This is a genomic window from Methylobacter svalbardensis (assembly GCF_037671525.1).
Lineage (GTDB): Bacteria > Pseudomonadota > Gammaproteobacteria > Methylococcales > Methylomonadaceae > Methylobacter_A > Methylobacter_A svalbardensis.
In genome coordinates, this window is the sequence record NZ_JAWPOH010000002.1 from 127,534 (window position 1) to 140,681 (window position 13,148).

At 47.7% G+C, this 13,148-nt stretch carries 12 protein-coding genes; 4 read left to right on the top strand and 8 right to left on the bottom strand.

What is annotated here, in order from left to right:
- Nucleotides 1-179 precede the first annotated feature (179 nt).
- On the bottom strand, nt 180-1,103 hold the full coding sequence (locus RW114_RS01515; RefSeq protein WP_340120986.1) for a branched-chain amino acid transaminase: 924 nt from the start codon (nt 1,101-1,103) through the stop codon (nt 180-182).
- Nucleotides 1,104-1,313: 210 nt separating this feature from the next.
- Nucleotides 1,314-4,235, bottom strand: a complete 2,922-nt coding sequence (gene glnE / locus RW114_RS01520; protein WP_340120956.1) for a bifunctional [glutamate--ammonia ligase]-adenylyl-L-tyrosine phosphorylase/[glutamate--ammonia-ligase] adenylyltransferase — start codon at nt 4,233-4,235, stop codon at nt 1,314-1,316.
- Nucleotides 4,236-4,399: 164 nt separating this feature from the next.
- On the opposite strand from glnE, the gene RW114_RS01525 reads away from it, so the two are divergent.
- Complete coding sequence (locus RW114_RS01525; RefSeq protein ID WP_340120957.1) at nt 4,400-4,864, top strand: hypothetical protein; 465 nt, start codon at nt 4,400-4,402, stop codon at nt 4,862-4,864.
- Between the two features lie 49 nt (nt 4,865-4,913).
- Here RW114_RS01525 and RW114_RS01530 read toward each other — a convergent pair whose 3' ends face one another.
- The 5 genes from RW114_RS01530 to RW114_RS01550 form a co-directional block, all read right to left on the bottom strand.
- Nucleotides 4,914-5,705, bottom strand: a complete 792-nt coding sequence (locus tag RW114_RS01530) for an HvfC family RiPP maturation protein (protein WP_340120958.1) — start codon at nt 5,703-5,705, stop codon at nt 4,914-4,916.
- Nucleotides 5,686-6,537, bottom strand: coding sequence for an HvfB family MNIO-type RiPP peptide maturase (locus tag RW114_RS01535; protein ID WP_340120959.1), 852 nt, complete (start codon nt 6,535-6,537; stop codon nt 5,686-5,688). The genes RW114_RS01530 and RW114_RS01535 overlap by 20 nt, the downstream gene beginning before the upstream one ends.
- Nucleotides 6,538-6,638: 101 nt before the next feature.
- The gene (locus RW114_RS01540) at nt 6,639-7,079 is read right to left on the bottom strand and encodes an HvfA family oxazolone/thioamide-modified RiPP metallophore (protein ID WP_340120960.1); all 441 of its coding nucleotides are present in this window, start codon (nt 7,077-7,079) and stop codon (nt 6,639-6,641) included.
- Between the two features lie 144 nt (nt 7,080-7,223).
- Nucleotides 7,224-7,898 (bottom strand): endonuclease III, encoded by a 675-nt coding sequence (gene nth, locus RW114_RS01545; protein ID WP_340120961.1) that lies wholly within the window; start codon nt 7,896-7,898, stop codon nt 7,224-7,226.
- A 331-nt stretch (nt 7,899-8,229) separates the two neighbouring features.
- A complete protein-coding gene (locus tag RW114_RS01550; RefSeq protein WP_340120962.1) occupies nt 8,230-8,517 on the bottom strand; it encodes a DUF1129 domain-containing protein in 288 nt (95 codons plus the stop codon).
- Between the two features lie 139 nt (nt 8,518-8,656).
- Between RW114_RS01550 and RW114_RS01555 the strand changes: the two genes are divergently transcribed.
- The 3 genes from RW114_RS01555 (at nt 8,657) to RW114_RS01565 (ending at nt 12,184) form a co-directional block, all read left to right on the top strand.
- A complete protein-coding gene (locus RW114_RS01555) occupies nt 8,657-10,771 on the top strand; it encodes an AsmA family protein (protein WP_340120963.1) in 2,115 nt (704 codons plus the stop codon).
- Nucleotides 10,772-10,865: 94 nt separating this feature from the next.
- Entirely contained in the window at nt 10,866-11,915 is a 1,050-nt protein-coding gene (gene mutY, locus RW114_RS01560) for an A/G-specific adenine glycosylase (RefSeq protein ID WP_340120964.1), read from the top strand.
- Entirely contained in the window at nt 11,912-12,184 is a 273-nt protein-coding gene (locus RW114_RS01565) for an oxidative damage protection protein (protein ID WP_340120965.1), read from the top strand. Before mutY ends, RW114_RS01565 begins: the two co-directional genes overlap by 4 nt.
- A gap of 66 nt (nt 12,185-12,250) precedes the next feature.
- Here the strand turns inward: RW114_RS01565 and RW114_RS01570 are convergent, their stop codons facing one another.
- Nucleotides 12,251-13,099, bottom strand: a complete 849-nt coding sequence (locus tag RW114_RS01570; RefSeq protein WP_340120966.1) for a DNA ligase — start codon at nt 13,097-13,099, stop codon at nt 12,251-12,253.
- Between the last annotated feature and the right edge of the window lie 49 nt (nt 13,100-13,148).

Here is a 13,148-nt window from a genome sequence, read left to right on the forward strand (position 1 = left end):
AAGAGGGGCCGACAACTAGAATTTTCGGTGTATTTTTCAAAACCTGACCTGATTATCCATTAAGGCGATTTCTAATAATGAATTCAACAAAAATAGTCCACGAAAGGCACGAAAAAACAATCGAAAGGATCGTGTTACGGGCTTTTTCGTATTTTTCGTGGTTAAATTTTTTAAATCCTTTAAGCGACGTAAGTCAGCCAGTCGGCATGATCGTCCCGGCGTCCATGCACATAGTCGAAATACAGCGACTGCAATTGCTCGGTGATCGGCCCACGGCTGCCGGAACCGATTGCACGATTATCCAGCTCCCTGATCGGCGTCACTTCAGCCGCAGAACCGGTAAAGAACGCTTCATCGGCAATGTAAATCTCGTCGCGGGTAATACGTTTTTCAATCACTTCATAGCCTTGTTCTCTGGCAACCGTCATGACCGTATCGCGGGTGATGCCTTCCAATGCGGAAGTGGTTTCCGGCGTGTAAATTTTGCCGTTACGCACGATAAACAGGTTTTCGGCGCTGCCTTCTGCCGCAAAGCCTTCGTGATCCAGCATCAACGCTTCATCGTAACCATTAGCGCGCGCTTCTTGTAACGCCAGAATGGAGTTGATGTAATTGCCGTTGGCTTTGGCTTTGCACATGGTACTGTTGTGATGGTTACGGGTATAAGACGACGTGCGGATACGGATGCCGTGCTCTATGCTTTCCGCGCCCAGATACGCGCCCCACGACCATGCGGCAACCATCACATGCACTTTCAGGTTATCGGCTCTCAAGCCCATGCCTTCGGAGCCTAGAAAACACATGCTGCGAATATAGGCGCTGTCCAGGTTATTCTTGGCCACCGCGTCGCGCTGAACTTGATTCAGCTCGTCTTTACCGTAGGGCATTTTCATATTCATGATATGCGCGGAACGGAACAGGCGATCGGTATGATCCTGCATCTTGAAAATCGCCGTGCCTTTTTCCGCGTGATAGGCTCTTATGCCTTCAAACACACCCAAACCATAGTGCAAGGTATGCGTCAATACATGGACTTTCGCTTCGCGCCACTCAACCCATTGTCCGTCCAGCCAAATAACGCCGTCTCTATCGTCCATCGTCATCATTGTTTCTCCAATATTAATATTTAGTAACCATTTATTGATATTACATCACTGTCCATGAAAAGCACGAAAAGCACGAAAAATCTTTATGACACAATTCGTTCGACTATTGTTCGGTAGTTTAATACCCGTGCATCACCTTTATAGAAAGGTCTTAAAAAAACCACAGCCCTTTTTCTAATCTTTTTTTCGTGTTCTTCGTGGATAAGATCATTCCATATACTCATGCCAAATCCGCTCAACTTGAGCGCTTATTTTAACCACTTCGGCCTCGGCGATAACCGCCTTATCCTCTTGTAAAACCTGTTTATGACCGAAATCCCGATAGATACAGTAAGCATTTTTAAGTGTTTCCGCATCGGCTTTGGCCATAAAACCCTGCTGTTGCAAGCCTTCCAGCAATCTGACATTATCGGTATAGGTCGTTAACGCACTATTCTTAGCGGCCTGATCTAAAACACCAAATTGTACTATAAACTCAATATCAGCAATACCGCCTTTACTTTGTTTGAGATCAAACTGGTCTTTATCTTTGGCAGCCAAGGACTCGCGCATTTTTTCGCGCATCTCGCGGACTTCTTTTTTTAAGCTTTCAGTATCCCGAGGCAAACTCAAAACCCGGCTGCGAATAGCCTCGTACCGGGCTTTCAATTGCGAATCACCGGCGATAAACCGGCCTCTAACCAGTGCCTGTAATTCCCAAGTCCAAGCCTGATTTTTCAGATAGTCCTCATAGCCGTTAATATGACTGACCAGCAAGCCGGAGTCGCCATTGGGGCGCAAGCGCATATCCACTTCGTAAAGTACACCTGACAACATTTTGGTATCGAGGATATGCCGAACCCTCAGCCCCAAACGGCCATAAAACTGGGCGCAGGAAATCGGCTTATAGCCGTCAGTCATCGCATTGCCGTCCTGGCAATCGTACAAAAATACCAGGTCCAGATCGGAACCGTAGCCCAGCTCGATACCGCCCAATTTACCGAAACCGATGACCGCAAAGCCTATGGAAGTATTATCGGTATCGGGCGGCAAGCCGTGCTTGTCGGTCAGCATCAGCCACGCACGTTCAACAACATGATCCACTATGCTTTCGGCGATATAGGTCAGATAATCGCTGACCACCATCAGCGGAATTGCGCCCATGATATCGGCGGCGGCCACTCTTAACACATTCAGTTGTTTAAACTGGCGCAGCACGACCATCAGCTGTTCCAAATCCTGTACCTCAATTTGCGCCAGCAAAATATCAAGCTGTTGATCAAGATCGGCTTTTTTTAGCGGCTCGTAAAGAGAGCGAGTATCGAGCAATTCATCGAATAACACCGGATACTGCGCTAAATAAGCGCAAATCCACGGACTGGCCGATGATAATTTTAACAATTGAGACAGCGCATTCGAATTTTCAGACAATAATGATAAATACACATTCCGACCCGCTACCGCCTCAAACAAAACGAGTATCCGCAACAAAGTCTCATCCGGGTTATCAACCTGCTGCACGGCTTCTATTAATTGCGGCATCAACCGATCCAGCACGCCCGCACCTTTGGTCGTCATTCTTCTGATGGCTGCGCAATGTTTAAAGTCTTTAATCGCGGCGAGTATGCTGCCGGTGTCTTGAATGCCGCATTCTTTTAGATGCCCCATCAACTCCGACTCATCCGCCACGCAAGCCCAGATTTTTTGGCTGTGCTGATTGGCACTATCCTGTTTTGATAACGAAAAGACCTGGTCGAAGACTTCATGTACCTGTGCTCTTACCTTATCTAGATCCTGTTTAAAGCTGGTCCAGTCGGAATAATCCAGCGAATACGCCAATATCCGCTGCACTGCCGGGGCTGACGGCAAATCGTGGGTTTGTTGATCCTGATATTGCTGGATATGGTTTTCCACCCGGCGCAAAAAGCGGTATGACTGTTTTAATTGATCGGCATCGGCTTGCGCCAATAACTCCAGCTCGCCCAACAATTGCAAAACATCCAGAATACCAGGTGTTTGCAAGGCTTTTTCATTGCCGCCGCGTATCAGCTGAAAAGCTTGGCCGATAAATTCGATTTCGCGGATGCCGCCCGGCCCCAGCTTGATATTTTGCATGCGGTCTTTGCGCCGCAACTCCTGGGTGATCTGCGCCTTTAACGAGCGCAATTCTTCGAACGCGCCGTAATCGAGATAGCGTCGGTACACAAAAGGCCTGAATAGTGCCATCAGTTGTGCGCCAACGGTAAAGTCGCCCGCGACCTGACGCACTTTGATCATCGCATAACGCTCCCATTCCCGAGCCTGGGTCTGGTAATAGTTTTCCATGCCGTCAAAGCTCATGATGATAGGGCCGCTATCGCCATAAGGCCTTAAACGTATATCGGTGCGAAATACAAAGCCGTCTACGGTACTCTCATCCAGAACTTTAACCAGACTGCGGCATAGCTTGGTAAAAAACTCGCCATAGGTGGTTTCTTTCCTGTCCGGCAACACGCCGTCTTCTGCATAGGCAAAAATCAGGTCGATGTCGGAAGAATAATTCAATTCGTAAGCGCCCAATTTGCCCATGCCCAGCACCACGATCTGCTGAGGTGTGCCGTCGGCTAATAATGGAGTGCCTCGCAGCTCGCAGGCCTCCTGATAAAGAAAATCCAGCGCATATTGAATGCAGGCATCGGCCAGATGCGATAAATCGGTGAGTGTTTCCGATAATTCGGCCCAACCGGCCAAATCCCGCCACGCTATCCTGACCATTTCCCTGCGCCGAAAGTCGCGCAGTTTGATCATTAACCACGCCTGCTCCCGGCAGGCTTGCGGCATACACACCATCCCTGGCGATAACTCGGCTTGTGACTCGACAGGCGATTGCGCTAATTTTTCGACATAACTGTTTTCGCCATAGATAGCCGATAAATCGCCGGAATTGACCAGATCGACCAGCAACTCAGGCTTGCGGGTGCAGCTCTCGGCAACAAACAGACTGGAACACCAAACCTTGGCAATCGATGCGTTAAACTCAGGCGTTTGCGTAAAATTAAGCTTAAGCTCCTTGACTCGTTCATCCCATTTCGTCAGCGAATCAATGACCGTTGTTGTTAACCGACCAGGTAGCGCTGCAAATTCGGATTCGAGATTTCTAATAAAAGACATGGGCGAAATTCATCAATAAAACCCCATGATAACGAAAACAGACGCACAACGAATAGCGCTATTTGCAATCATCTTGATATGAACGACGACGAAGAGTGGAACGAGCGTCAATAAAATGATAAAGTTCAAATGACCCTGATTAGACTATTTACGATGTTAACTTTATGAAAATGACCACATTTACAAAAAAAATCTTTATTGCTGCATTAACTAGCATGGCTATCGCATTATCAATTACCGGTTGTTCGGATGATAAAGAAAAAACGGTAGCCGCGAAACCTGCGACCGTTGCAGCAGTACATAATCCTTTCGATCATTCCCATGACACGCCGGTGACTGATATACAAAAACACAAATTCGAGCATGATTTTGCCAAACAATGCGTACAAAGAGAATTGAAAAACTCAGATAATAAAGAGGCCGATGCCGCGCAATACACCCAGCCTTGCATGTGTATCGCCAAATTTTTGATGAAAGATTTAACCGCGGAAGAAGCCGAAAAATTTATCGGCGAGCATAAAAATGCCCAGTCTTTAGTCATCAAGTATGAAAATGCGGCTTATCATTGCCTGCAACAGAATGCCCATCCTAAAGGACCTAATTTTTCCAGGGCACCGCAGGCTAACTGATTGGCTGGGTAGACCGGAAAAGCTTGTTTGAGCGACAGCGAGAACAGGCTTATTCCGGCCTGCCCAAGTCAACAACCGTAATAACCGTCTTTTCAGCCAATTCTTTTAGTATCTGCAAGCCGCCTGCCATAATCATTTCAGGATTGGGATGATTCATTTCCTCGGCAACTTGCTTTAGGCAATCCGCAACCAATACCTGTTCATGCTGCTGAATTATTTCCAGCAACCGGTAAGTGATCGGGGTGATTTCGATGAAATTAACCTCATCATCGGGATTGCGATAAACAATCAGGAAGGTGGCTTGCTCCGGCGCTGTTTCAGGTAAAAATTCTGGCGATATTTTCTGCACGGGATATTGATACGCTAGCGGCCAGGCTAAAAGCGACAAGCGGATGCGCTGGTTTAGCAGGTTATCCAGGCTCTGATGATTGGTAGGGACGATTTCCTTGGCGATGGATAAGGCCATTTCCACCCACTCGTAATGTGCGAGCTCCAGCATAAACGGAAAATCCTCCGAACTGTCCCGCTCGTTTTGCAGATAATCCAGAAACTCTTCCGGAATTTCTGAAAAATGCGGCGAACGACTGATATGCTTGGCAAAAAAATCCTGCCCCAGCTCGAACCATTGTCGGTCATTCAATATTGCCCGCAACACCGGAAAATTGGCTGACAAAAAACTGTCTATATTGTTAAAAAACAGTTCGCGATACATCGCCATCCGCTGCGGCTTTACATCGGCAGGCGGCGGATTGTTTTCAGGATCCCGGATATAGGCTGCAAACTCCAGCTGTTTGGCTTTAAAGTCGACGCTCATCTCGGTCTCAGGCGAATTGTCGTGCATGTTGTGTGCACCAGGCCCTTTGTATGGCGCTGATGGTGTTCACTTCCTTGATTAATTCACCCATCGCCAGCAGATTAAAATCCCGTTCCAGCAGCGTCGGGAACACGCCGTAAAGCTCGTAAGCTTTGCCTAGCAATTTCCAGACTGGGTCGACCACGTCGGCGCCGTGGGTATCGACCAGAAAATCTTCAGCCTCCACATAATGTCCGGCGATATGGGCGTAAGCGATACGGTGTCCGGGCATGGCCTTTAAAAAAGCTTCGGCATCATAACCGTGGTTAACGCTGTTAACGTAAATATTGTTGATGTCGATCAGCACATCGCAATCCGCTTCTTCGACAACGGCATTGAAAAAATCGATCTCGGCCATTTCCTGACCGGGTGCTGCGTAATAGGACACGTTTTCGATGGCTATCTTTTGCTCCAGAATATCCTGAACGCGCCTGATCCTTGCTGCAACATGAGTCACCGCTTCCGAGGTGAACGGAATCGGCATCAGGTCGTATAAATGCCCGTCCTTGCTGCAATAACTTAGATGTTCGCTGTAGAATTTGATTTGATGTTCGGCCATGAACTGCTTGACTTCACGGACGAATTTTTCATCCAGCGGATCGGTGCTGCCTATCGACAGCGATAAACCGTGGCAGATAAAATCAAAGCGTTCGGTCATCGCACGAAATTGTTTGCCGTATTTTCCGCCGATAGTGATCCAGTTTTCCGGCGCGACTTCGTAAAAGCCGACCTCTTCGGGAGGGGATTCTACAAGCTGACTTAACAAAGACCGCCTAAGACCTAATCCGGCACCGTGAACGAGATTCTGGCTTGTGTCCATAAGAACACCCGTGAATGATTTAATAGGAACTGGAAGGCATGATGTCATGCCCTCCAGTATAAAATAGTTAATACGGGCATAAACAATGCCCAACTTAACTCTTATTTTGCTGGGGTAGCGGGAGTTGCTGGGGTAGCTGGAACAGCAGGAGCCGCCGGCATTTTCATTTTATCGCCGCAAGAGCCTTCTTTGCCTTTCATCATCGCGCCGCAGGCCGCTTCCATACCGGGTTTCATTTTGCCACCTTGCATCATCGCGCCGCATTTGCTTTCGCCACATTTTCCTTCGGAAGCTTTAGCCGCATCAGGTTTTTTGTTACCTGCACATGCGCCTTCGGCCGCCTTAGATTTGTCCATGCCGCCCATTGCCGCGCCGCATGCCATTTCAGCCGCTTTATCGGCAGCAGCAACTTGCATATAACCGGTCGACAATTCAGTCATACCGAATGGATTCGCTTCGGCATTAACCGCAGTTGCAGCAAAAGTTGATAAAAAAGCAACACCCATTGCAGCAGCTAAAGGGGTTTTATTAATTTTTTTCATTTTGACTCCAGAGTGTTGAGATAAAAACATTGATCTTCAATTCGTTCCCGGCTGTTAACCCGAGAGATGAATCGATACGTAAAACGCATCGAATGCCACTTATCATATCAAAATCGACTGAATAAAGAATGAATATCCTTCTATTCAATAAAACGACTGGCTGCCCCTTGTCCTGTCGTCATCTTGATGTCCGGTTTTGTGCTCATATTCGCACAAATCTTCAATAACGCAGCTCTGGCAACGCGGCTTTCTGGCAATACAGGTGTAACGACCATGCAGAATCAATAAATGATGCGCATCTTTTTTATGCTGTTTAGGCACCCATTTATCCAGCTTGCGCTCCACTTCCCGCACATTTTTACCGGGCGCAATACCGGTACGGTTGGCAACCCTGAAGATATGCGTATCCACCGCAATCGTATGTCGCCCAAAAGCAGTATTGAGTATCACATTGGCGGTTTTTCTGCCAACCCCCGCCAGCGCTTCCAACTCTTCCCGCGTTTCCGGCACCTGGCCTGCATGCTTATCGAGCAATTGCCGACAAAGCGTGATGATATGAGTCGCCTTGCTGTTAAATAAGCCGATGGTCTTGATGTATTCTTTTAAGCCGGTCTCGCCCAGCGCCAAAATGTCGCCGGGCGTATTGGCGACGGGAAATAATTTAGCGGTCGCTTTATTAACGCCCTTATCGGTCGCCTGAGCCGATAAAACCACCGCAATTAATAATTCAAAGTGACTGGTGAAATGCAGTTCCGTAGTCGGTTCAGGTATGGCTACGGCCAGTCGGTCAAAAATTTCCAGACGTTTTTTTAGGTTCATGTTGTTATTGAACTGTACTCGCTAATGTGCCGCTATTCTCAACATAATCAAAGAATGGAACAAGATAAAACTGGGGACTGATGCGTAACAATGTCTCATTGGTCCTTTATCCAATTTATAACTTGTTTTTATTACCATGAAGGACATGAAGATAATGAAGGAAGTAAATACAATAAATTTTTCAAGCCCTTCATGCTCTTCCTGGTAAAAACAAATGACACTCTCTGACATCAACACCCATAAAACTGCGAGCGACTTCGCATCATTAATGTTAAGTCGTACAAAAATACCCTGTGCCAAGAATGGTAAAGCGCCTGTTTTTGACCCCACCCTAGTTGATTTTTTCGGCGACATTCGCCAACATTTTTTTTCTGATAAAAAAAGCCGCACCGATTGCGCATAAAGCGGGTATCTGATATACAAAAAAAGCGCCCGTGGGATTTTTAGCAACCATTCCCATTAAAATAGGAACCACTGCCAGCTTAACCACCCACCAAGTGATCCAATAACCAATCAATCCGGTGACAGCCCAGTTAATAGGTGACTCCCCTTTTTCCTTTGCGGTCATATAAAACCATACAAGAACTGCAATCGCAGCAAATCTAGCCAAATGCAACATTTTTACACCTCGTTTTTAATTATAATAGGTAGACAATGATTTAAACTCTACCCAATTAGCGTTTAGCTGGCAACAGCTGCTATAAATAATCATATTCCATAATTGATCGTCATTACATTTTTTGCGCAAGGAGACTATTGTGGGCAAACCGTTTAAAATTATCTTATCGACAATGGCTGCATTGGTTTTGCTGCTGATTGCCGCCGCCTGCATCCTGCCTTTTATTATCGATCCTAATGACTTCAAGCCTGAAATTGCCGCCGCCGTTAAGGATAAGACCGGCCGTGACCTGGTACTAGATGGCGAGTTAAAACTTTCTCTGTTCCCCTGGATCGGTATTTCAACCGGAAAAATGGCGCTGAGCAATGCATCGGGTTTTCAAGACCAAGCCTTTGCAACCCTAGAAGAAAGCGATGTAAAAGTGCGGTTGCTACCGCTGTTATCTAAGAAAATAGAAGTCAGCCGCATAGTCTTAAAAGGCCTGGTTTTAAACCTTGCCAAAAACAAACAAGGCATCAGCAACTGGGATGATCTAACCCGACCCGGGAAGATACAACCCGCCCTGACTGAGGACGGCGGCAAACAGGATGAACAGCCAACACCCAGTGCCGCGCTGGCAGCTTTTGCTATCGGCGGCATTACTATAGAAAATGCGCGGATTAACTGGAACGACCAGCAAACCGAACAGCGCACCGAAATAACAGACCTTAACCTGAATACCGATAAATTTACCTTTGATGAACCGGCAGGTGTCGCCGTTTCCCTGATCGCTGTAGACAGCCAATCCCAAATAACCCAGGCCGTCAAACTTAATACCGAATTAAGCGTTAATCAACAACTCGATATTTTTGCGTTACGCCATACCGACCTGCAGGTCACGACGACAGGAGAAACAGTTCCCGGAAAAGCGTTAACCACCGCATTAACTGTCGCCGATATAGCCCTGGATTTGGCAAAACAAACGGCCAAAATTTCCGGGTTGCAGCTTACATCGGGCGAGGTGACGCTGTCAGCCGAATTGACCGGCACCGCCATTAAGGATAAACCGGCTTTTCAAGGTCCGGTCAGCATTGCAGCGTTCAGTCCGGCCAAAGTGATGCAGCAATGGGCCATCGCGTTGCCTGCGAGACAGGATGCCAATGCCCTAAGCAAGCTGTCGATCAATTTTGACTTGGCCGCAACGGCTGAATCGGCGGAACTGCAAAATCTGCTATTATCGCTGGACGATACCCAAATTAAAGGTTCCGTCAGCATTAAAGACTTTGCATTACCCGCTATCGTATTTGCTTTACATGCGGATAACCTTGATCTCGACCGTTATTTGCCTCCTGCCGATAAAGCCTCCAAACCGATTACAACTCCGGCCATCGCCTTAGCGATAGGCGCAAACGCTCTGCCTGTTGAAACCTTGAGAAAACTCAATGCCGAAGGCACCGTGTCAATGGACAAACTTAAAGTCAACGACTTGGTTATGCAGGATATTCAGCTCAAACTCAAGGCAAAAAACGGCACGATTAACACCCAACAATCTGTAAATCAGTTTTACCAGGGAGGCTATTCCGGTCATCTCACCGTGGATACACATGGCGACAAACCGACACTGACTGTAAACGAGAAAATTGATCACGTGCAACTTGAACCTTTGCTGAAAGACTACCTGGGTGAAGCTCGAATGAGCGGTATCGTAAACGCATCCACTCAGCTGCAAGGACGGGGCAATAAGACTAAAGAACTTAAATCCTCGCTCAATGGTCGGTTGAATTTCCTGGTTAAAGATTCCGTTATTAAAGGTTTTAACCTGCAACACATCATCGATAGCGGCAAGGCACTTATTAAAGGTTCTGCTTTGCCCACGGACCATAAAAACGACCAGACATTATTTTCAGATATGAGCAGTACCGCGACCATCGCTAACGGCATAATCCAAAACAACGACCTTGTTGCCAAATCCTCCAAATTACAGGTCGATGGCAAGGGCAACATAAACCTAATCTCTGAAGCGCTGGACTATAAAATCGATGCCAAGTTACTCAATACTGATGCGACTGCCGCTGAGCCGGAACAAATTAAAGGTGCGGCAACCATCCATATTGCCGGAACGCTCAGCAAGCCGTCCTATTCGATAGATATAGCCTCATTATTGACCGATAAAAACAAAGCTAAAATTGATAAGCTGATCAATAAAATCGACAAAAAATTAGGCCCTGGTGTCGGTGATTTGTTAAAAAACTTTTTAAAGAGAGAGAGCAGGTGAAAGGCGAAAGGCACAGGGCGAAAAAAGCAGCCCTTAAACTACGCAGTCCTTCACTCTTCGCCCTTCGCCCTTCATCTTTCGTCTTTTAACCCTTATGAGTCCATCCGCTTTTCAACACAACATCCTCGCCTGGTTTGATCGATACGGCCGTAAAGACCTGCCCTGGCAACAAGAGCTAACACCTTACCGCGTCTGGCTCTCCGAGACCATGTTGCAGCAAACCCAGGTTGCTACCGTTATCCCTTACTTCAATACTTTTATAGAAAGGTTCCCCGATGTAGCGAGTTTGGCAAACGCTCCCGTTGATGAGGTTCTGCATCTTTGGTCCGGCTTGGGCTACTATGCACGCGCCCGTAACCTGCACAAAACGGCACAGCTTATTGCCGAACAGGATCGCTTCCCCGATACCCTGGATGAACTGCTCGAATTACCCGGCATAGGCCAGTCAACGGCGGGAGCCATATTGAGCATCGCTTTTAATAAAAGCCAGCCGATACTTGATGGCAATGTTAAAAGAGTGCTGACCCGATTTAAAGCCGTTTACGGCTGGCCCGGCAACAGCGCAGTCAACAAAGAACTCTGGGCAATCAGCGCCAAGCTGACCCCGGTAAACCGCGTCGCGGATTACACGCAGGCCATCATGGACTTGGGCGCAACCCTCTGTACCCGCAGCAAACCGGCTTGTGAGGCCTGTCCGCTTAATGCCGGTTGCCTGGCCAGACGTAGCGATAATATTTCGGCTTTTCCAACCAGGAAACCTGCCAAGATCCAAGCTGTTAAGCAACTCACCTTTTTAATGCTGAGCAATGCCGATAACCAGATATTACTGGAAAAAAGACCGCCAACCGGCATTTGGGGCGGCTTGTGGAGTCTACCGGAATTCGACAGCATTTCCGCTGCACACGACTGGTGCCTGACCCACAATATTCATATTGCCGATCAGCAGTCACTGGCAACCCAGCGCCATACCTTTTCCCATTATCATTTGGACTATACGCCGCTATTAGTTCAATGCTCAGATAACCCTATTAATTTTGTGATGGAAGCCAACCAAACTGTCTGGTATAAAGTTGGGCAGCTTAATAAGCTTGGCTTAGCCGCACCGATTAAGCTGCTGTTGCAATCACACACGAGAATAAAATGACTAGACTGGTTAATTGCGTAAAATTGGGAATAGAAACCGAAGGCTTGGATGCACCGCCATTTCCGGGACCCAAAGGTCAGGAAATATTTGAAAAGATCTCCAAGCAAGCCTGGAAAGAATGGCTAGCCAAGCAAACCATGCTGATTAATGAGGGGAAATTGGCCAGTTTCGACCCGAAAGCCAGGGAATTTTTGGCAGAAGAACGCACCAAGTTTCTGTTTGAAGACAACAATGATATGCCGGAAGGCTATGTGCCGCCGAAAGGCTGATAATTTTAAAAAGCGAGAACAGATAATATCTCTGGCAGAGATATTATCTGTCATATTGAAAGCCGATTATTCCAACGGACGAACACGAAGAAAACGAGGAAAACGTGGTAATCCTTTATTGGTCAGGCCGTTGTAGCGATAGCTAATCACTGTGCCGATTAGCGGAGGGTTTTCACGCTGCTTATCGCTAAAGCCGCTACCGATGCGAAAGCTTAACCCTGTTGCCGTTTCAACCTGAAGCGCACCTAATCTTTTGGCATTGCGCCCGGTTCCCGGTCTATGCGCCACCACGCGAGCTTCGGCATCGTCAAACGGTTTGAGCTTGAGTAGCGCGTTTGAGCGACCGGTCTGGTAACCGGCATCGGCGCGATGCAGCATCAAGCCTTCCCCGCCTTCAGCTACCACCGCATCGAGCTTGTGTCGCAACGCATCCGCATTACCGACACGAAACTGCTCAACCGGCGTCAGCCACGGCACACTGGCTGCTTGGCTGATGCGCTGCATCTCAACAATACGCGCAGAAAAATCACCCGGCCTGTTGGGCAGCTCAAAAATACGATAATGAATCTGTCGCCATAAAACATCATTTGGCGCCTGTTGACGCACTGCTCCGGAAACCTCTTCAAAGCGTTTGCGGCCCATCCAGAGTTCGCCGTCCATCGCATCTTTGGGGAAACCGGCGATATACCAGGCCGGCGCATGAATTAAATGGCCGTTGCGCGTGCGCAGCTGTGCGCCATCCCATACTGCACGCACTCCATCCAGCTTTTCACTGACCCAGTATGCCGACGGCTCCAGACGCTCATTCCAGGCATTAGCAAGCAATACGTCCAGCGCCTGCGCGGAAAAAGCAAAAATACATAGCCACAACCCGGCCAGCAATCGGGCATAAGCTAAAACCGCTTTTTTACGCATCGACGGCTCCGATCAATTGTTAGCATAGCTCGGCTACCGTCTTATCTAA

What these genes read in the sequence shown, in the direction of transcription:
- RW114_RS01515 (WP_340120986.1), bottom strand. Translation starts at nt 1,103, where the DNA reads ATGACGATGGACGATAGAGACGGCGTTATTTGGCTGGACGGACAATGG.
- glnE (WP_340120956.1), bottom strand. Translation starts at nt 4,235, where the DNA reads ATGTCTTTTATTAGAAATCTCGAATCCGAATTTGCAGCGCTACCTGGT.
- RW114_RS01525 (WP_340120957.1), top strand. Translation starts at nt 4,400, where the DNA reads ATGAAAATGACCACATTTACAAAAAAAATCTTTATTGCTGCATTAACT.
- RW114_RS01530 (WP_340120958.1), bottom strand. Translation starts at nt 5,705, where the DNA reads ATGCACGACAATTCGCCTGAGACCGAGATGAGCGTCGACTTTAAAGCC.
- RW114_RS01535 (WP_340120959.1), bottom strand. Translation starts at nt 6,537, where the DNA reads ATGGACACAAGCCAGAATCTCGTTCACGGTGCCGGATTAGGTCTTAGG.
- RW114_RS01540 (WP_340120960.1), bottom strand. Translation starts at nt 7,079, where the DNA reads ATGAAAAAAATTAATAAAACCCCTTTAGCTGCTGCAATGGGTGTTGCT.
- nth (WP_340120961.1), bottom strand. Translation starts at nt 7,898, where the DNA reads ATGAACCTAAAAAAACGTCTGGAAATTTTTGACCGACTGGCCGTAGCC.
- RW114_RS01550 (WP_340120962.1), bottom strand. Translation starts at nt 8,517, where the DNA reads ATGTTGCATTTGGCTAGATTTGCTGCGATTGCAGTTCTTGTATGGTTT.
- mutY (WP_340120964.1), top strand. Translation starts at nt 10,866, where the DNA reads ATGAGTCCATCCGCTTTTCAACACAACATCCTCGCCTGGTTTGATCGA.
- RW114_RS01565 (WP_340120965.1), top strand. Translation starts at nt 11,912, where the DNA reads ATGACTAGACTGGTTAATTGCGTAAAATTGGGAATAGAAACCGAAGGC.
- RW114_RS01570 (WP_340120966.1), bottom strand. Translation starts at nt 13,099, where the DNA reads ATGCGTAAAAAAGCGGTTTTAGCTTATGCCCGATTGCTGGCCGGGTTG.